This window comes from Shewanella sp. HL-SH8, assembly GCF_051165765.1.
In the GTDB taxonomy this organism is placed as follows: domain Bacteria; phylum Pseudomonadota; class Gammaproteobacteria; order Enterobacterales; family Shewanellaceae; genus Shewanella; species Shewanella glacialimarina.
The window spans coordinates 447606-466296 of record NZ_CP195039.1 but is presented as its reverse complement, the minus strand read 5'-3'; the positions used below and the strand labels follow the sequence as shown (position 1 = coordinate 466296).

19 protein-coding genes are annotated in these 18691 nt (G+C 40.5%); 8 read left to right on the top strand and 11 right to left on the bottom strand.

Going from position 1 to position 18691, the window contains the following annotated elements; translation table 11 throughout:
• Positions 1–120 precede the first annotated feature (120 nt).
• Positions 121–447 carry a c-type cytochrome gene (locus ACRWQN_RS02040; protein ID WP_226412083.1) on the bottom strand — a complete coding sequence of 109 codons (327 nt, stop codon included), beginning with the start codon at positions 445–447 and terminating at the stop codon, positions 121–123.
• A gap of 345 nt (positions 448–792) precedes the next feature.
• Positions 793–1242, bottom strand: a complete 450-nt coding sequence (locus ACRWQN_RS02035) for a dCMP deaminase family protein (protein WP_226412085.1) — start codon at positions 1240–1242, stop codon at positions 793–795.
• Between the two features lie 205 nt (positions 1243–1447).
• Here ACRWQN_RS02035 and ACRWQN_RS02030 point away from each other — a divergent pair, with 205 nt between their 5' ends.
• On the top strand, positions 1448–2014 hold the full coding sequence (locus ACRWQN_RS02030; RefSeq protein ID WP_434939629.1) for a hypothetical protein: 567 nt from the start codon (positions 1448–1450) through the stop codon (positions 2012–2014).
• The gene (locus ACRWQN_RS02025) at positions 2011–4881 is read left to right on the top strand and encodes a prolyl oligopeptidase family serine peptidase (RefSeq protein ID WP_434927751.1); all 2871 of its coding nucleotides are present in this window, start codon (positions 2011–2013) and stop codon (positions 4879–4881) included. Before ACRWQN_RS02030 ends, ACRWQN_RS02025 begins: the two co-directional genes overlap by 4 nt.
• A gap of 65 nt (positions 4882–4946) precedes the next feature.
• Here the strand turns inward: ACRWQN_RS02025 and ACRWQN_RS02020 are convergent, their stop codons facing one another.
• Complete coding sequence (locus ACRWQN_RS02020) at positions 4947–5315, bottom strand: tetratricopeptide repeat protein (protein WP_434939628.1); 369 nt, start codon at positions 5313–5315, stop codon at positions 4947–4949.
• A complete protein-coding gene (locus ACRWQN_RS02015; protein ID WP_434939627.1) occupies positions 5316–6113 on the bottom strand; it encodes an alpha/beta hydrolase-fold protein in 798 nt (265 codons plus the stop codon).
• 216 nt (positions 6114–6329) lie between these two features.
• On the opposite strand from ACRWQN_RS02015, the gene mtnC reads away from it, so the two are divergent.
• Positions 6330–7007 carry an acireductone synthase gene (mtnC, locus tag ACRWQN_RS02010; protein ID WP_434927749.1) on the top strand — a complete coding sequence of 226 codons (678 nt, stop codon included), beginning with the start codon at positions 6330–6332 and terminating at the stop codon, positions 7005–7007.
• A 35-nt stretch (positions 7008–7042) separates the two neighbouring features.
• Here the strand turns inward: mtnC and ACRWQN_RS02005 are convergent, their stop codons facing one another.
• Positions 7043–8083: a hypothetical protein gene (locus ACRWQN_RS02005; RefSeq protein WP_434939626.1), complete on the bottom strand. Its 1041-nt coding sequence runs from the start codon at positions 8081–8083 to the stop codon at positions 7043–7045.
• A gap of 198 nt (positions 8084–8281) precedes the next feature.
• Here ACRWQN_RS02005 and ACRWQN_RS02000 point away from each other — a divergent pair, with 198 nt between their 5' ends.
• Both ACRWQN_RS02000 and ACRWQN_RS01995 read left to right on the top strand, forming a co-directional pair.
• Positions 8282–8710, top strand: coding sequence for an acyl-CoA thioesterase (locus ACRWQN_RS02000; protein WP_434927747.1), 429 nt, complete (start codon positions 8282–8284; stop codon positions 8708–8710).
• A gap of 10 nt (positions 8711–8720) precedes the next feature.
• Entirely contained in the window at positions 8721–8969 is a 249-nt protein-coding gene (locus ACRWQN_RS01995) for a GNAT family N-acetyltransferase (RefSeq protein WP_434927746.1), read from the top strand.
• A 34-nt stretch (positions 8970–9003) separates the two neighbouring features.
• Here ACRWQN_RS01995 and ACRWQN_RS01990 read toward each other — a convergent pair whose 3' ends face one another.
• From ACRWQN_RS01990 to ACRWQN_RS01965, 6 genes are all read right to left on the bottom strand, one after another.
• Positions 9004–9405, bottom strand: a complete 402-nt coding sequence (locus ACRWQN_RS01990; RefSeq protein WP_434939625.1) for an acyl-CoA thioesterase — start codon at positions 9403–9405, stop codon at positions 9004–9006.
• Positions 9406–9490: 85 nt separating this feature from the next.
• Positions 9491–10279: a lipase family protein gene (locus ACRWQN_RS01985; RefSeq protein ID WP_434939624.1), complete on the bottom strand. Its 789-nt coding sequence runs from the start codon at positions 10277–10279 to the stop codon at positions 9491–9493.
• Between the two features lie 137 nt (positions 10280–10416).
• A complete protein-coding gene (locus ACRWQN_RS01980) occupies positions 10417–12204 on the bottom strand; it encodes an AMP-dependent synthetase/ligase (protein ID WP_434939623.1) in 1788 nt (595 codons plus the stop codon).
• Between the two features lie 130 nt (positions 12205–12334).
• Positions 12335–13666, bottom strand: coding sequence for a hypothetical protein (locus tag ACRWQN_RS01975; protein WP_434939622.1), 1332 nt, complete (start codon positions 13664–13666; stop codon positions 12335–12337).
• On the bottom strand, positions 13663–14541 hold the full coding sequence (locus ACRWQN_RS01970; RefSeq protein WP_434939621.1) for an ABC transporter ATP-binding protein: 879 nt from the start codon (positions 14539–14541) through the stop codon (positions 13663–13665). Before ACRWQN_RS01970 ends, ACRWQN_RS01975 begins: the two co-directional genes overlap by 4 nt.
• Positions 14542–14593: 52 nt before the next feature.
• A complete protein-coding gene (locus tag ACRWQN_RS01965; protein WP_434939620.1) occupies positions 14594–14968 on the bottom strand; it encodes a GntR family transcriptional regulator in 375 nt (124 codons plus the stop codon).
• Positions 14969–15061: 93 nt separating this feature from the next.
• Between ACRWQN_RS01965 and ACRWQN_RS01960 the strand changes: the two genes are divergently transcribed.
• Genes ACRWQN_RS01960 through ACRWQN_RS01950 form a run of 3 tightly spaced genes read left to right on the top strand, consistent with a single transcriptional unit; the run spans position 15062 to position 18641 of the window.
• Positions 15062–16756, top strand: coding sequence for an alpha/beta hydrolase (locus ACRWQN_RS01960; protein WP_434939619.1), 1695 nt, complete (start codon positions 15062–15064; stop codon positions 16754–16756).
• Positions 16757–16758: 2 nt separating this feature from the next.
• Positions 16759–17493 carry an ABC transporter ATP-binding protein gene (locus ACRWQN_RS01955; RefSeq protein ID WP_434939617.1) on the top strand — a complete coding sequence of 245 codons (735 nt, stop codon included), beginning with the start codon at positions 16759–16761 and terminating at the stop codon, positions 17491–17493.
• A complete protein-coding gene (locus tag ACRWQN_RS01950) occupies positions 17493–18641 on the top strand; it encodes an ABC transporter permease (RefSeq protein WP_434939616.1) in 1149 nt (382 codons plus the stop codon). The genes ACRWQN_RS01955 and ACRWQN_RS01950 overlap by 1 nt, the downstream gene beginning before the upstream one ends.
• Positions 18642–18691: the final 50 nt, after the last annotated feature.

Here is an 18691-nt window from a genome sequence, read left to right as displayed (position 1 = left end):
AAACAAGTCTATTTGGCAAATTTTAGTTGTAAAAATCCCTGAGGCTTAGCCCCATTATTTTTCAGTTTGATTAGTGGCTGACGTTTTCGCTTAAGACGAAAGGTGCTCAGCGTTTATGATTTAGCCGCAGGTTGCTGGTTGATCTGAATCAGCGGCATGGTCATATAAAAACTGTTGAATATCTTTTAAGTCTTTTTCTGACAGTGCCTCAAAAACGGCAGGTTTGGCTTTGTGCATATCGCGAGTGAAAAAGCGATCCCACTGGCTCATGGTTTTGGTCATTGGAGTGAGCTCTTGCCCTTCACTATTTGCACTGTGGCAGGCTTTACATTCTTTTTTGTACAGGTGTTTACCTTTTTTAGGGTTTCCACCTTCAGCGGCCATGACTTGACTACCAAACGATAATGCAATGGCGATTGCTATACTAACTTTAATATAAGTGTTCATCTGTTTATCCTCTGTAGGGCTTTTTATGGGTGCTACGTTAGCAAGGTGTCATTATTTCTTTGCTGTAACTAATGTTACCTAAAAGGGGGTAGTGTTAATTTGAAGTAGATCATATCCATGCAAAAAATCTAATTGATAAAAATATAATTGATAAAAATCTAATGAATATAATTATAACGAGCATGTTATTAATAATTAATCGGTCTTGGCATTACTTAAAAAGCTACGCTAGGGAGGAAATAAAGCTAATAGAACAACCTCGAGGGGGAGTGTTAAGAATATGGGTAATGAGTTAAAACGAAAAAATCGCCCAAATAGGCGATTTTTAATTAATAACAATATAGCCTACGACTCGGCTAACTCATCCAGTGGCAACCAATTTACTGTCACACCAGCCTGTTGAAACATCTCTTGTGAAAGCTTAATTTTTTCACCCCAGCGTGATAAAAAATCAGCATTTTGTTCAGGGCAAAAGACGCCAGTAATACCTGTTTGAATTATTTTTGCTGCACAATTAGGGCAAGGAAAGTGCGTCACCCAAATATCACAACCGTCTAAATCTCGCTTAGCAAATAAAATGGCATTCTCTTCGGCATGCAATGTTTTAAGCAGCTTCATTTCCCGGTCGTCGGTTTCAGCACTGTCTGAAATACCGTGCGGATAACCATTAAAGCCAACAGACACAATACGATTATGCTTGGTGATCACCGCGCCCACTTGAGTCGACGGATCTTTACTCCAAGAGCCAACTAACTCAGCCATTTGAAAAAAACGTTTTGCCCACTTTGAAATCATACTAACAGCCCTAAATGAATGACAAATAACAATCTTATTCGATAAAATATCATACCTGATAACCAAACTAACTCTTATATCTATCCAACTGCGATAATAAATTTAAAGTTGCATTCTGCATTTGACAAAATTGATTATTAAATAGATATTGTTACACATTTTTAGATACTACAAATATTTAAATACGTTATTGATCATGGATATAATGACGTTAAACCAAGTAAGGATACTTAAAATAATGAACCCGTGCTTAGTGTTACTGCTCGCCATGTTAATGGCTGGTTGCGCGCAGAAAATTACCGCAATCAACACAGACCAAGATAAAAAACTTGATACCCTTATGGGTTACTTGCTTATTTCCATTGATACTAATAGTAAATTAGACAGCATTAGCATTGACGGCGACAGTGATTTTATTTTTACTGAAGAAAATTTGCAGCCTGGTTCAAACTTCATCATAGCCGAAATTCCTGCTGGCGCTTATAGTTTCGAAAGGATAAAACTAAATCGTTACTATTATTACTCCCTTACTGATGGAATATGGAACTTCACTGTTGAAGCTGGAAAAATTAATTATATCGGTAATTTCAATATTGAAATTAAATTTTTTGGCTCAAAAATGCTCTTAGAAAACCAATCATCAGAAGCACTGAGATATATAGAAGCAAAGTTTCCCAATATATATCAATCTCGAGAGCTAGTTTATTCTGGCCCGGGTAATGACGACTTCTTTTCATTTGCCCGCGAAATGACTAAGGAAAAATCTGAATGATAAATCGCCTCCTGCTTACGTTGGTATTAACCCTAAGTATAATTAAAACCGTTTTCTCTATCCCTATTCCGGCAGATAAACTGTTTATTTCACCCGCTTTCGGTCAATTAAGTTTTAGCCCTGATGAAAAATATCTATCGACATCTCAGTATAATGACGAAGGCTATCAGTTATCGTTAATTGAAATCGAATCCCAGAATTTAATTAATATTTTAGTCTTACCCCCAAGCCAGACCGTTACTGGATATCAGTGGCTTGATAACAATCATATATATTTAAAAATAAGTCACAAAGGTTTCTCTATGGAAGGCTTTATGACAATTAAAGATAGCCAAGGAAACATTAAACCTCGCTTTGCGATCCTTGAATCAAAAGGAGATCTCATTAGTTCACTCAATTATAGTGGTGAAGTGCTCTATAGCTTCAAAAAATATAATAGTAACTACCAACAATTGCATAAAGTCAGCATTGAACAGCTAGAAAAAAACCTCTTCTCTAAACAAACCTTATTTGATGACACCAAGCAGAAAGTGCACGGTTATTTCTTCGATGAAAAAAAAATGACCTTATTTTCTCTAAAAATTGATAAGGAAGCGAAAGAGATAAATTTCTTTTACCGACCATTTAATGACTACAAGTGGCAAAAATTTTTCACCCTATCCTCAGACTCAGAAACCTTCATCCCAATACAAATTATTGATGAGCAAACAATGTATGTACTCAGCAATCAGAATTCCGACAAAGTGGGTTTATATAAGTTTGATATTAAAAATCAGTCATTACTCGACTTGATTTATGAACATGAAAAATATGACCTTGTCGGAGGAAAATTTGATCAGCAAAGTAACCTTCATTCGGTTTCTTTTTATGAAAATGGCCAATTAACAACTAACATATTTGATAAAGATGCCAGTCTAGAACAAAAAAAGTTTACTCAAGCATTTCCAAATAAAATTGTAATCACAATCAACTCCAACAAAGATAACAACCAACATATTTTATTCGTTTCAGCCTCTGATGACTCAGGAAAATATTATCTTTTCAATAGTGATACCGACAAAGCAGTCTTACTCTTTGATCGCTATCCGTCACTGCAAGACTATCAACTGAATAAGACCTTAGAGTTCAATATTAAATCTAAAAATGGCGTCGATATTGAATCATATTTAACCCTTCCCAATAAAGATACCAGTAATGGAACGTTACTGATCATGCCTCATGGCGGTCCTGTTGGCATCAGAGATTACAATCATTTCAATCCTGAAAGCCAGTTTTATGCTAGCCGGGGTTATGCTGTTCTAAGAATCAACTTCAGAGGTTCTCAGGGATACGGCAAAGCTTTTAAACTCAGTGGAGTAGGTGAATTTGGTCTAGATATTGAAAAAGACATCACTAACACAGTTAACTATATTAATAGCCGGTATTCCTTCAAACGAAGATGTGCTATTGGTTCGAGCTACGGTGGCTACTCTTCTTTAATGTTAGCAATACAACACCCCGATGATTATCAATGCGTGGTTGGTGCTTATGGGGTTTATGATTTGCCCTTATTGTTTAATTCTAGCAACATCAAAACCACAGATGAATACCGTGAAAGCACTGCAAAAGTGGTTGGTGATAACAGGGTCGAATTAAAGAATACCTCTCCCTTGTATTTGGCGAATAAAATCAAAACTCCTTTATTACTGATTGCCGGCAAGCAGGACCCTATCGCTGAATTTGAACACACTCGTCGGTTAGAATATGTTCTAGAAAAGTTAGGCAATCCACCACAGACCCTTTACTACGATAAAACTAAACATGGTCACGATAATTATTTTTGGGAGCGTCACCAATCCATCACTATTGCCGAATTTCTAAAAAACACGTTTAACTTTAATAGTTATGAACAGTTAATTTCAGCCGACAAAGATGCAAAAGCAATTGTGGATTTAGCTGAAGATTATGTCACCCTTGCAGATGCATGGCATTTCGATAGCAAAATTGCCAAAAATCCTGAAAAAGCAAATGAATATTATTTAAAAGCTGCAGAAATGAAACACGGAAGAGCTAACTACATAATGGGAAGTCTTCATTTAGAACAGGGTGAAGAAGCAGAATCATTATCCTGGTATAAGCAAGCATCTAAGTATGGCTACGCGGCAGCAAGCTATAAATTGGGTTTGTTGTATAGTGGTAATAGTAATGAGTCTGTATCTAAAGATAATATTAAAGCGTTCGAGTATTTCAGAAGAGCTGATCAACAAGGCTATAGTTCTGCTGCCAAAATACAGATGGCAAAATATTATTGTGTCGGTGATACCATCCCAAGAGATAACACTAAATGCGTTGATTTACTAAAATTAAATCATTTGAAAAATGTACTTGAAGAAAATAAGACAAACGAAGACGAAGAACTTAACAAACAAGCTCAGCGCGCGGTTATTGGCAAAATATTTCTCGAAACGGACTTTTCAGCAGCCGAGCGGCGAGCATTACAACTGCTATTGTTAGAGGAGTATCAAGTTGAAAACATCAAATTCTCAATAAACATAAAAGATGCAGGTTTAGTTTCATCTGACGGTCTAACAATTGTGAATAACCAGCCTAAACTCAAGCTCAGTGAGGGTGACCACATTGCCTTATTCTTCAATATTGACGCTGACAATGATGAGAAAAACCTCGCGATAATGGCTAGCTGGCAATTCACCAGCGAAAACGGTGACAGAGGTGAATTATGGGCAGGAATGCTTTATGGTAATGCCGATGACACTTGGAGTATAAAGCATAAAGTATCGAAGTACGAAGCTCCAAAAGGAACCTATACTCTAACGTTAAGGGACTCCTCAGACAATATTATTGCGACAAAGTCTTTCATTCGAATATAGTGCTTATTCGTGAGTAATAACACTTTCATTCATGGTGTTATTGCTCGCTAACACCAGCTAAGCGTCTATAGACCCTCTAGCATCTTGGTCCACTTATCCAAATAAAATGGATGCTCAGTTAAACTAAGCGCACTTCTCAGTGAATCTTTAGCTTTATCGACCTCGCCTAATTGAACATAGGCTTCAGCGAGTGCAGCATGTGCTCCCGCCTCTTTAGGATAAGTTTCAATAGCCAGCATAAAAGTACTTAACGCGGTTTGAGGATCCGTTTTTAACTGACTGTCTGCTAATAAGGTTAACGATTCAACAGCAGAAACCTCAAAACCATATACCTGTTTTGACAAGTGCTGATAATACTCAACAATCGCTTTAGCGCCCTGCTTGCCGATAACTGAGTCAGGTTTAACCGTGTTATGCACATCATTAAATATCATCTAAATACCGTTTGCGGTAGCCAGTATAGGTTGGGTCATATAATAACTGCCGTCAAAACGCTTTATTTGATAGTTCAATTGACTATTGGCATTGGTTTGAATGATACCTTCAAGCTTAGCAAATGAATCTAGTTGTCTTTGCTCAAAGTCACTATCACTGGTGCTAACAAATAGAAACCTTGGTTTGCCCTGCATGTTTTTAAGCTTTTCAGGCGCGTCATTTAGCACATATGCAAAGTCTGCTGATAACACTGGGCTAGCAGCAATATAGGCATTAAATAAGCTTGGACGATTAATTAAGCTGTAGAGCACTAAACCAGCATTACCAGTAAAGCCGTTAAAAATACGAAAGCCGTTGGTGCGATAGCGTTTATCAATTGCGGGCAGTAAATCTTGCTCAAAAAAGTCCAGTAGTGCCTGATCACCTTGTTGCTCTATTGCACGCTGCTTTAACTTCCCCAAGGCTTGATGGCCATCCGGTGCGGTAATAATAATCGTTTCAGGCCATGGCCAACCGCCGTTATGGCTCATCCAGTCGTGCATTCCTACAAGCATTAAATGACTTCTTGGATGTAAATCCAACAGAACAACATAACGTTTGTTCGGTGACTGTTGATAATTATGTGGCAAAGTCACCATGAAATTGGCCGACTCAGCACCCAGTAAAGTGGACGTTACCTTATGATCTTCGGTGGTCGAAACGGGGAAAGCGGGTTTGGCACAAGGCTGACTTGACCAGAATATGGCAATAAAAAACATGAGCGTTAAAAAATAATAACAACGTAGGGATTGAATCATATTCGTCCTTGAAAATAGGTAGCTCAAATGAGTAAATCAGTTAAACCTAACTTAACACCTAAAAACTGAGCGTACAACTTTCAAACATTTGTTGTGATTTATGATTTACTTACAACAAATCCTCAGCTTAGATAATGCAATTAAGCTAGCCATTAACAATAATAAAGCATAGGATCACAGGCAAGTTAATTTGTTTATTTGGAGTCACAAAACATTATGAGTATTAGAGCCATCATCGTTGATACCGCTGGTACCACTACCGATCTAACCTTTATTCAGGATGTATTATTTCCTTACTCCAAAAAAGCAATGGCAGACTTTCTTGAGCAAAATCAAACTAATGCATTGGTTGATTACTGCATTAGTGATGTGAAAGATATCGCGCTTGAACCTGAAGCAGATCTTACCCGTGTGAATGAAATTTTATGCCAATGGATTGATGAAGACCGTAAACTGACTCCATTAAAAACCTTGCAGGGATTGATTTGGAAACAAGGCTATAGCCGCTCTGAATTTAGAGGCCATATCTATCCAGATTTCATCGACAATATTGACCGAATTCTTAACGCAAACCTGCGTATTTATAGCTTTTCATCTGGATCTGTCGACGCGCAAAAATTACTGTTTAGTCATACCGACTCAGGTGATTTAACCGCTAAATTTAGCGGTCATTTTGATACTCGTACCGGTAATAAATTAGACAAGCAGGCGTACAGCAACATTTGTAACACCATCAGTTTAAAACCAAAACAGCTGCTGTTTATTTCCGATAGAGTGGAAGAGTTACAAGCCGCAGAAGCGGCTGGGTTAATGACTTGCCAAATGGTAAGAGAGCCAAGCGCCAACACGGCTAAATTCAAAACCATTACCACATTTGATGAACTGTCTGTGTAACAATCTCCCCCGCTATTAAGGTGGGGGAAGCATTATCACTCTACTTGATTCACTGGCTTTGGCAGCACTCGGCCAAAAGCAACTGAAACACATGGTTTAATAACAAAGTCATAATCATAAACAGCATTACTATTGCGTGTTATTGCCAGTATTTCATAATCATTCAATTCTACAACGTGTGAATCTGCCGATTTTTCACAACGGGACAAGTTATCTGCCTCGAATGTATAAGCAAATAATGCTACCGCCTTACGCACACCTAAAGAGTAATTGTGGTGGACCTGCTTGAAGTCAATCTCTTGAAATATATTGATATTAAGGTTCATACCCTCTAGTTGCTTATCATCTGTCGCACTGAGATTGTCTTTGGCTTGAGGTTGTTCAAGCTGGTCTAATATATCCTCTCTCATATTTACATCTTGCTGGTTTAGTACCTGAGACACTGGACTGTCAGGATCTTCAATATTACTTTCTAAATCAACACCTAACAACATCCACAAATGGTAAATCACCACAAAAGACAGCATCACTCGGACTAAAAATGTACTACGTCGAAAAGTACTATGATGTATAAATTGAGGTGACTTGATACCTAATGGCCTCAATATCCATATAAATAAGAAGTAAGCGGGTGACATAATCTGCACTAAAAACATCACGATCCCGCTGATAATAATGAACCAGGCAGGGATATACAGCAAAATAGCAAAGTTATGAGTGTAATTAAAATGTTGAGCTGGCACGCCCACGACATCGTTAACCACAGAGCTGGCATTTGCTAGAGCAAAATTAGCGATTATGGCATAAAACAATAGCAGTACCGCTTTACCCGCTAGGCTATGCCAAACCTTTTCAAAGATAGGCCAAAACTCTAGCAATATGGCGAGTAAACTGACCAGTGCAACTAAAGCCAATGGCTGCTTAAAAATAAGTAACAAAATGGCAAGCAGATAGAATTTTTGCGCAATAGACAATTGATCACGCAGTACAATCAATCGACTAATTAGCTGTTGGAATACTAATTTGGGTATTGCGGCAGCTTCTGGCAACTTAAACGACTTTATTCGTGCAAACATGATTCTCTTACTCACTTTGGCCATCGCATCAGAATACGTATGTTATTTATAAAAGCAGCCATTTAAGCTAATGGCAAAACAATAACATAACGTGTTTTTATACTTGTTGTCAGTATCAATGATTGCTAAATTGGTGTTATATATTAAACGACCGTTTAAAAAAACTTATACCAACTTATAAGAATAAGGATAAGCCACATGGAAGACTTTATCGCTGAACACCCGATCCACACCAAGATCCCAGTCGCATGGGGCGAAATGGATGCCTTACAGCATGTCAATAATGCTGTTTATTTCAAATATTTCGAAACTGCCAGATTAGACTTTTTTAATCAAATAAACTTACTAGAAGACTTACATAAAACGGGAGTAGGCCCTGTTTTAAGTGAAACTAACGCACGCTATAAACGCCCTGTAACCTTTCCCGATACCTTAATTATTGGTGTGACGATTAGTGATATTCAAGCAGACCGCTTTACCATGCACTACACTGCATTCAGTGAAGCACAACAAGCTGTGACAACCCAAGGCTGGGCTAAAGTCGTGATGTTTAACTTTAAATCAGGTAAAAAAGCCGATCTAACCGCGCCATTACTTAATGCGCTAACGCTTTATGCCAAATCATAGAGAAAAGAGTATGAATGATATGACTGTCATACATCAGCCAGAACAGCATCGTTTTGTAGCAGGTTCAGAGGGTGAACAAGCTATGTTGGAATATCACACAGACAATAAAACCATCAATTTTCACCATACTTTTGTACCACCATCAATGCGCGGCAAGGGAATGGCTGAAAAATTAGTACAAGCAGGGTTAGGCTGGGCGAATGAGCAGCAACTGACTATAGAAGCCAGTTGCAGTTACGTACAAAAATTTTTGCGTTAAATTAGCTAGTATCTCACTTACAGTTGCTAAATGGTTACCCCGTTAGGTCAGCTAATTGCGTTTTTACCGCATCAGACAATGGCTGGCTTTTTTCTGCTTTATAATCGTAATGCACCATAGTGGTTTTTGCTTCGGCGGTTTGCTTACCTTCTTGCCAGCAACTTTGAGCGATTTCAAAACTGCTGTTACCGATACGGCTAATGTGAGTTTTTACCGTTACCGTTTTACCGTAAAACGTGGGCGCATTAAACGCTATGGTAAAACCTGCAATAATCATATTCCATTTTAATAAATCTTGTCCTGGATTCACAATTTCAAAAACAGGATCTCTTGCCGCCTCAAACCACACCGGAATAACGGTATTGTTAATATGGCCTAGGGCATCGGTTTCACAAAAGCGCGGTGTTAAATCCAAAGAAAACTGAGTCACTGGCACGGTAATTCCTTATTATTATAATCGGTATATTCAGGGTCATCATCGCCAAACTCAATTCAGCGGCAACAAGAGTTTAATAGAGTCATCAAACATCATCAAAGAAGTCTTTGTCTCGAATATACTTATGCATGTAATGATATGCAAACGGTGATATCAACCAGCTTATAATACTTAATAAAAATCGATTTACCGGATGGATATTGTCATAAATTCTTTCATTATGTAGCCACAGCATTTTACCCACATGGTAGTAAATACCCGGTAAAGGAGGCAGAAATGTCACCATATCGACACCACAGCAAATACGATAAGTTCGTCTATGCAGTAAATATTGTTGCTGAAAACTCTTAAACCCCGGTGCAGGTTGACCAAATGTCACTACCCGCTTAATTGCTCGGGGAAAGTCTCGCTCTAACCTATCGGCAGCCAGAATAGCCATCGCACCGCCAGATGAATGTCCAGTTAAGCTAATACGCTTACCCGATTGAATCAAAGGGGTCAGAATAGTATGCAGTTGTTGATAAAGACTGACATCCGAGAGGTACTCGGGAGGTTTAGGGTTGGCTGTTTGCTCCAGTAAATACTCATATCCTGCATGCACTCGATACTCGGTATCAGCAAAAACTTTGGTTACCGGCCAGCACCAGGTATTAATCCACCACTCATTCACCGTTTGCGAACCGCGAAATACCACCAGCACTTCCGTTTGATCTTCACGCCACAAAATTCGTGCACAAACATTGCCCCAACGATTGGCAATCTGTTGGTAATTTTCTGCCGCAAACCCTAACTTCTCAGGCGAAAAGTCAGCTTTATACGTTACCTTACAAAGCACCGCATAACGTTCATATTGATAGCGCTTAAGTTTTTTCAATTAGCTGCATATTTAAGTATTTATGATGTCACCAGATTAAACACGTAAAATGACACGGGCATGACCAAATTTTACAAATCAAAAAAAGCCCCTATAAAGGGGCTTGTTATAATCTTTAGTTAAAACAATAAGTATGTTTAATACATCGCATTAATCTCGTTAGCATACTTGTTATAGATATTTTTGCGCTTGAGCTTCATCGTGGGGGTAATTAAGCCTGACTCCATGGAAAAGGCTTCAGGAAGTAACGTAAACTTTTTGATTTGTTCAAAGCTAGCAAGCTCATGTTGCAACTCTTTTAAGCGTTGCTCAAAATGCTCTACCACTTGAGTGTTACGCAGCAAATCGATTGGATTTTCAACGCTAATCCCTTTCTCTTTCGCCCATACCTCTAATGCTTCAAATGCTGGCACAATTAACGCGGACACATAGCTTCTAGCATCCGCAATTATAGCCACCTGCTCTACAAACGGGCAGCAACTGACTTTGCCTTCAACACGTTGTGGAGCAATATATTTGCCGTTGGACGTTTTCATCAACTCTTTAATACGGTCAGTAATATGCAAGTTGCCATCAGCATCTATCATGCCAGCATCGCCGGTTTTTAACCAACCGCCTTCAAAGGCTTCTAAAGTATCTTCTGGGCGATTAAAGTAACCCCGCATAACGGTATCGCCACGGACGAGAATTTCACTGTTGTTACCGATTTTTATTTCCATGGCGTGTAACGGTTTGCCATTTGACCCAGTTACGCGATTACTTAATGTATTACAGGTAACCGTGGCACAGGTTTCTGTCATGCCATAACCACATAAAATAGGCACACCAATACTGTGAAAGAAAGCGGTAACATTCACGTCAAGGGCTGCACCGCCGACAGGCATAAACTTCAACCGCCCGCCTAAGACATTTTGTAACTTGCTAAACACCAGCTTGTTAGCCAATTTCCACTGCACAGACAACATCAAGTTGGCTGGTTTACGGCCTTGGCTAACTTCAAATTGGCGCGCACCTATGCCTATTGCCCAATGAAATAACTTTTGTCGTAAGGCTGGTGCGGTATTTACCTTGTCATGTACTGCGCTATACACTTTTTCAAGAAAACGCGGTACAACACATAATGTGTGTGGTTTTACTGCTGCAATGGCCTGTTTAATGCGATGAGTATCATTTAAATACACATTTCGGCCACCACGACATAACACGTAAAAGCTCCAGCCACGCTCAAACACATGACTTAGCGGTAAGAAGGCTAATGACACATAACCTTCTTTAAAGGCTATTTCAGTATCATGTTGTTCAACCATTGAGGCGATATTACGGTAATCCAGCATCACACCTTTAGGATCACCCGTGGTACCTGAGGTATAAATTAGCGTCAATAAGTCATCCAAAGAGGTCTGCGATAAACGCAGTATTAACTCATCTTCGCTAGCCGATGACACAACTGAACTTAACAGAGTGTCTAAATGAAAATGCTCATCTGAAGCTAACACCACTGCACTGTCAAACACCACAATATGTTCAACAGTTGAACACTGAGCTTGGATTTTACACGCTGTGTGATATTGGCTTTCATCACCTGCAAAAATCACCTTTGCCCGAGCATCATTAACAATGAATACAGCCTGCTCCATGGTGCTTGTGGGGTAAACAGGCACAACTACATTACGCGCCTTTAATGCCCCAATATCAGCACAGCTCCACTGGGGACTGTTCTGCGCCAAAATGACCACTTTATCTTGAACATGCAAACCAAAACCAATCAACAACTGTGCTATTTTACTGGTGATAGTATCAAACTGCTGCCAGGAAACCGTATTCCACGGCGCAGCCATTTCAAAACCTTCAAGGGCAATTTTGTCGCCTAAAGCTTGGCTTTTTTGTTGAAGAAGTCTGACGATATGATATTTTTCAAGGATCATTTGAGCGCTACCTTTTTAGCTTACAGCTGTACTGCTTTTTGTTGCATTCTACCTGAAGCAATAATAAACAATAAGAGTTTTTGCTCTATTCATGAGCTAAAGTTCAACTTTTAAACAATTACATTGAGATTTATTGATCCATTACCCCGCTCTTCCATAACTGCTTTCGCCCAAAGGTTAATAGTATTATTGCCAGTAGCAATAGCGTGCCGTCAGCGACTAGCCAATAAACCATGTTAGCTTGCACCTCAAATGAGTCAAAACTTAACGATATAAATACCGAATGGGCAATCATCAACACCATAGACACTGACAACTGGCTAACACTTCGACTTATCGCCCCAAACCCCAGAGCCATAGCAACGCCCCAACCCGTAGCTAACAGCAAATGAATAATGAATAAGAAAGATAACCCTTGGCCAAATAGATTGCCCACCAAGCAAACTAATAGCATCACTATTAAGGATAGCCCAACAAATCGATAAGAAGCATTATGAAACGCTTTTTGTAAGCCCACTAAGCCACTAAAACAAGGGAGTAAAAATAAAGTTTCACTGCTACGCCAACGCTGCAATCGAGTCCAATGCACTAAACTTGCCGCCATTAGTAATAATTGTCCCGCTAAAAATGGTACCGGAAAATCCCAGCCAAATAAGTTAGATAAAACAAATAACAATGAGCCAATAAGAACAATAAAGATAAGTAATAGCGCCAATAATGGCCCCACAAAGAAATTAATGGGATGTAGTTGACGGTTCAACCAATGAAGCAAAATACTTTGTTTTAAGTTAGGTACCCACACCCATCCCATTTCCATGCCATTTAAGTAAAGTTGCCGGGCGTTGGCATGCCAACTTAATAAACTAAACTGTATTCTTACGGCTGCAATCATCACCGCCATCAATACGATTAATAACACTGGAGAAAACTGAGCTGCAACGCTATCGATAAACACTATACTAATAAATAACAACATTGAAAATTGAAAACCATGTTGCCATCGTAAGCTTAAAACCAAAAAAGCTAACGCCACAATTGCAGACAGCAACACAGTATTAATACCCTGGGGAGCCAAACCTAAAGCAAGTAGCATAGTCAGAATAAAGCACCCAAATAAAATAGCGCACGCTTGCACAACTACATTACGTTGATAGCCTGGAATAAGTCGGCTAGTTTCGTTGGCGACTAAGCGATTTATTTGCCACGCCACCGCCAATACGGTTGACGCTATAGACATTGACAGCATCATGCTAACGGTACTGATTTTACCCACGGAAGCACTTAATAATGCGATTGCGATACCCACTAACGTGGTTAACAAAAAGCTAATGCTGCCAATATCATATACCCACAAACGCCACATACCTCGATAGCATTGGGGATTAATAAAATCAGCTAACTTAACACTACCTGGAGTAAGCCGTTTACTGGCATGTAAAAAATCGCTGAAAAGGGCTTTCATCGATGCAGCTCCATAAACAGCTGTTCTAAATTCAATGATTGTTGATTTAATAATCCTGGGAATTGCTCATCACCCACACAATCATCCGCCACTATCGTACGGGTGCCTTGGGTTTCAGTTTGATGCAGCACAACTAAATGCGCCGGCAACAGTGCATCTGCGCTGACTTTCAATAATTTAACCTGCTCACGTAACGTATCGATTTCTTTAAATAACACCAGCCGACCTTGTTTAATTAACGCCACATGACTGGCTACGCGTTCTAAATCGGAGGTGATATGCGATGAGAATAATACTGCAGAGCCAGCTTCCAATGCCAAATCAAATAGGTCGGTCATAAATTTTCGTCTTACTATTGGGTCAAGGCTAGCTACGGGTTCATCAAGAATTAACAGTTGAGGTCGATACGCCATCGCCATGATTAACGCTAATGCTTGGCGTTGGCCGACTGACAGCTTTTGTACCGATTGAGTCGCATCCAAATCAAATCTAACCAGCCAATCTTGTTCCAATTGCATATCCCAATCAGGATAAAAACTGCGGTGTAAATCTAACGCACTCTCGGCGGTAAAACCTTCATAACCAAAAGGCTGTTGCGGTACATAACCAATTTTAGCTTTAGCCTGAGCAGATAACATTAAGGGTGCTTGGCTTAAGGTGCTTATTTCGCCTTGATCAATATCCAATATACCTAATGCGCAGCGCATTAAGGTCGATTTCCCTGCACCATTTTGTCCCAATAACCCAACAACCATGCCCGGTGTGAGTTCTAATGACAGATTATTTAACGCCACACGCGCCGTTTGTTTTCCCTTGGCAGAATAAGTTTTACTGACATTTGAAAATGTGAGTATCGGCAATAATTCTGTGGTCATTTTTAGCGATTCCTTCCATGTATAATCTAACGGTTAACCTAGGTATGTGGGATTACGCTTGCCAATGCTGGCCAATTAACACCTCTAACTCAGCTAAACTCACACCTAGCTGCTGAGCTTGAGAAATTAAGTCTTTAATTTTGGGTTGTAATAAACTGCTACCAGAAGTGGTATGAGTATCTGTACGAGTCGCAACTATCGAAGGTTGCCCACGGCGACGCTCAATCCAGCCTTGATCGACTAATTGTTGTACCGCACGTGATACCGTCATTGGGTTGACCGCTAAAAACTCAGCCATTTGCCTTACTGAAGGTAATACCTCATCAGCTTGCAACTGTCCGCCCACAATCAAACTGACTATTTGATCATGTAATTGACGATATATAGGTTCGCCGCTGCTGGGGTTGACATTTAATAGTTCTAACATTAGTCTCTAACAACTGTATTAATACATTGATACACTCATACACTTATAGTAAGTTAACACAATCATCTAAAAATGCAAAAAGGAAACGTTGCGATGATCTATAGGAAGTTTGTCAGCAAAGCACTTATCTCAAGGCTAAGTCCAACCGCTTTATGCCAATCGGCAAAACTTGCTCGTCGTGGTACCGCTATCGTTATTGCGATGGTGTTTGCCAATATTAGCATTGCCGCTGAAGTCGACAATAAGCTAAATATTATCGAACCTGCTAAAACCAGCGCGTGTTACTTAGACGGAATGTCTGAGCAGCTACAATGTGGCAAAATTAGTGTGCCAGAAAATCCGCAAAAACCAGATGGAAAGCATATTGATATCCACTTTGCGATATTACCGGCCATTAAAGATACCCACCCAAACGAAGCCTTATTAGCGATAGCCGGTGGCCCAGGGCAATCAGCAATTGAACATGCTGCGAGTTTTGACAGACTGTTGAGCAAAGTTCGTCAGCAACGCGACATTTTACTGATCGATCAACGCGGCACCGGTCAATCACACATTCTGAACTGCGAAGACAGCACAGTGACATCAATGCTGGCTTTTGATGACGAAAATATCGATGTAATAGCCGAAACTGAAAAGTGTTTAGCGCAAATTGACGCAGATATAACCCAGTACGGTAGCGAAACCGCCTTAACCGACTTTGAAGCGGTACGAGCATATTTAGGTTACCAAAAACTGCATTTGTATGGGATTTCATACGGTACCAGAATGGCCCAGCTTTATATGCGTCACTACCCTGAAGCACTTGCCACTGTTACATTGGATGGAGTTGTGCCTATGCAACAAAGTGTTTTGGCTATAGGCGGTGCCATTGAACGTGGATTTGAATTATTAATGCGCGATTGTGCTAGCAACACAGCTTGCCAAGCACAATATCCTGATTTATTAGCCGACTTTACCACCGTCAATAAACGCCTTAGTGAAAAAGCCATTACCCAAAACGTTCGCGATCCACAAACCAATGAGCCAAGCACATTATTGCTCACCCGCAGTAAATTTACTGGCGCTATTAGAATGGGACTATATACCCCAGCAATACGCGCGCTATTGCCCCATGCAATTCACCAGGCTGCCAAAGAAGATTACCAACCGATTATGGGTATTTATACCTTATCATCAGATGGCCTTGGACTCGCGATAGGTATGCACTCCTCGGTGGTATGCGGTGAAGATATACACCGTATATCCGATCAAATGCGTAAAGACGCCAAAGAATCTTACATCAGCGCGAGCATGATTGAAGGCCTTGAAAAAACCTGTGAAGTTTGGAAACTACCGCCGGTTAAAGACACCTTTAGTGAGCCCATCCGCAGTGATTTACCGACATTATTGTTATCTGGTGAATTAGATCCCGCAACCCCACCTAACTGGGGCGCATTAGCGCAAACAGAAATGACTAATGCTAAGCATTTTATATCACCATTCGCCACCCATGGTGTGGCAGCTCAAACCTGTGCCAACGATCTCATTGCTGATTTGGTTGACAGTGGTAGCGTGAAAAACTTGGATGCCAGCTGTTTACAAAAAGATGTTCGTCGCAGCTTCTACCTCAACGCTAACACCGTTGAGCCACTCACCGTTGCCACGCAGTCAAACGTTGAAGGCAATGCCACAATCACACCAGCGGCTGAAAATACCGTCGACATGGTAAAAGAGACTGCGGCAGATAATGTCACTGACAGTGTAATAAACAACTCTACCGATAATGCCACTGGCACGGATAAGGAATAATCATGATTTCAGTGACCAATTTATCGAAAAAAATCGGTGATGTTCAAGCATTGAATAAACTGAGCTTTAGCGCCCAAGATGGCCATATAACCGGTTTACTCGGCCCAAACGGTGCGGGCAAAACCACCTGTTTACGCACTTTATTCGGTTTATTAACCCCAGATGAAGGCTATGCGGAAGTAGACGGCATTAACATTGCCGATAATCCTATTGCCGCCAAACAACAGTTAGGCCTATTTCCGGATCCGTTTGGCTTGTATGAGCGACTAACCCCGCGCGAGTATATTACCTACTTCGCTGAACTCAGTGGCATGTCACGCAAAGACGCTAAAGTCGCCACCGAGAATGTTATTAACCAACTCAATTTAAGCGACATTAGTGACCGACGCTGCAAAGGGTTTTCACAGGGTCAACGGATGAAAACCGCCTTAGCACAGGCGATAGTCCACCAGCCAACCAATATTATTTTAGATGAACCCACCCGTGGTCTAGATGTAATGAGTACCCGCTTATTACGCGATATTTTAGTCGACCTTAAAGCACGTGGGCACTGCGTACTATTTTCAAGTCACGTTATGCAAGAAGTCGCCGCATTATGCGATCACGTTATCGTTATGGCCAATGGTCAAGTCGTCGCCACAGGCAGCCCTGATGAACTGTGCCAACAAACGGGTGAGGCTTCATTAGAAGAAGCCTTCATTAAACTTATCGGAACTGACGAAGGGATCGCAGCATAATGAATAAACTCATCGCAATGGTGCGCAAAGAACTCATTGATGCCGCACGTGACAAACGTTCAGTAATGGCGGGTTTATATTACGCCATCGGTACGCCTTTACTTATGTGCGCCATGTTTATGGTGCTAATTGGTCAGCTAACCAGCCCAGAAGACTTAAACATCACCATTGATAAAGCAGATAACGCACCCGATCTAGTCCGTTACTTAGGCAGAAAAGGCATTAACCAAGCAGACTTAACTACTGAGCCCGACGCAGATGTTAAAGCAATTATATTAACCATTAGTGATGATTATGCCGCCAACATGGCCAAAGCTAAACCTGCAGAAGTCATTGTAGAAGCGGATAACTCCGATGAGAAATTGCAAAAGTCGATCCGTCGTCTGCAACTTGAATTACAAGCCTATAGTTCAGAAATGGGCAGTATACGGTTAATCGCCCGCGGCATTAACCCACAAGTAATGCAACCATTAAAAGTGAATGTAAAAGATCAAGCCACTCCTGATTCAAAAGGCGGCATGATTTTAGGTATCGCAATTTTCACCATGATTTACTCGGTATTTATTTCGGGGATGAATTTAGCCATCGACACCAGTGCCGGCGAGCGTGAACGTAATTCATTAGCATTAATGCTCAGTCACCCCATTAGTACCCGTCAGCTTGTTTTAGGCAAAGTGATTGCGGTAACCACTTTCGCCTTACTCGGCTTAGTGCTTATTTTGCTTATATCCAAAGTGGCCTACACCTTTGTGCCATGGCAAGAGCTGGGCTTTAGCATCAATATCTCCACCGACTTTATGGGACTGATGTTCGTCATTGGTATTCCTGTCGCCTTGATGGCTTCGACCTTACAATTGTTTGTGTCATTTATGGCTAAAAGCTTCAAAGAAGCTCAGTCATATTTAACCATGGTGTTGTTTGTGCCACTGGCACTGTCAATGGCGGCAAGTTACAACATTGCTCCAGATGCATTGCAGTGGTTGCCTGTGTCTGGCCAGCAGCAAGCACTCATGGACTTTATCAAAGGTAAAGAAATCGCTATGTTGCAGTTAGCAGTGTCCTCTATTGCCACATTAGCAATCTCAATCGGCTTAATGCTTGGGATGGAAAAAATGCTTAAAAGTGAAAAGGTCGTATTTGGCCTATAACCTTTGTCATTCACCCAATCCTTAGCGCTTATCGGTAAGGATTGGGTCAT

What these genes read in the sequence shown, in the direction of transcription:
- ACRWQN_RS02020 (WP_434939628.1), bottom strand. Translation starts at nt 5,315, where the DNA reads ATGATATTTAATGATGTGCATAACACGGTTAAACCTGACTCAGTTATC.
- ACRWQN_RS02015 (WP_434939627.1), bottom strand. Translation starts at nt 6,113, where the DNA reads ATGATTCAATCCCTACGTTGTTATTATTTTTTAACGCTCATGTTTTTT.
- ACRWQN_RS02025 (WP_434927751.1), top strand. Translation starts at nt 2,011, where the DNA reads ATGATAAATCGCCTCCTGCTTACGTTGGTATTAACCCTAAGTATAATT.
- ACRWQN_RS01970 (WP_434939621.1), bottom strand. Translation starts at nt 14,541, where the DNA reads ATGACCACAGAATTATTGCCGATACTCACATTTTCAAATGTCAGTAAA.
- mtnC (WP_434927749.1), top strand. Translation starts at nt 6,330, where the DNA reads ATGAGTATTAGAGCCATCATCGTTGATACCGCTGGTACCACTACCGAT.
- ACRWQN_RS02030 (WP_434939629.1), top strand. Translation starts at nt 1,448, where the DNA reads ATGACGTTAAACCAAGTAAGGATACTTAAAATAATGAACCCGTGCTTA.
- ACRWQN_RS01950 (WP_434939616.1), top strand. Translation starts at nt 17,493, where the DNA reads ATGAATAAACTCATCGCAATGGTGCGCAAAGAACTCATTGATGCCGCA.
- ACRWQN_RS01975 (WP_434939622.1), bottom strand. Translation starts at nt 13,666, where the DNA reads ATGAAAGCCCTTTTCAGCGATTTTTTACATGCCAGTAAACGGCTTACT.
- ACRWQN_RS01995 (WP_434927746.1), top strand. Translation starts at nt 8,721, where the DNA reads ATGAATGATATGACTGTCATACATCAGCCAGAACAGCATCGTTTTGTA.
- ACRWQN_RS01960 (WP_434939619.1), top strand. Translation starts at nt 15,062, where the DNA reads ATGATCTATAGGAAGTTTGTCAGCAAAGCACTTATCTCAAGGCTAAGT.
- ACRWQN_RS02005 (WP_434939626.1), bottom strand. Translation starts at nt 8,083, where the DNA reads ATGTTTGCACGAATAAAGTCGTTTAAGTTGCCAGAAGCTGCCGCAATA.
- ACRWQN_RS02040 (WP_226412083.1), bottom strand. Translation starts at nt 447, where the DNA reads ATGAACACTTATATTAAAGTTAGTATAGCAATCGCCATTGCATTATCG.
- ACRWQN_RS01980 (WP_434939623.1), bottom strand. Translation starts at nt 12,204, where the DNA reads ATGATCCTTGAAAAATATCATATCGTCAGACTTCTTCAACAAAAAAGC.
- ACRWQN_RS02035 (WP_226412085.1), bottom strand. Translation starts at nt 1,242, where the DNA reads ATGATTTCAAAGTGGGCAAAACGTTTTTTTCAAATGGCTGAGTTAGTT.
- ACRWQN_RS01955 (WP_434939617.1), top strand. Translation starts at nt 16,759, where the DNA reads ATGATTTCAGTGACCAATTTATCGAAAAAAATCGGTGATGTTCAAGCA.
- ACRWQN_RS02000 (WP_434927747.1), top strand. Translation starts at nt 8,282, where the DNA reads ATGGAAGACTTTATCGCTGAACACCCGATCCACACCAAGATCCCAGTC.
- ACRWQN_RS01965 (WP_434939620.1), bottom strand. Translation starts at nt 14,968, where the DNA reads ATGTTAGAACTATTAAATGTCAACCCCAGCAGCGGCGAACCTATATAT.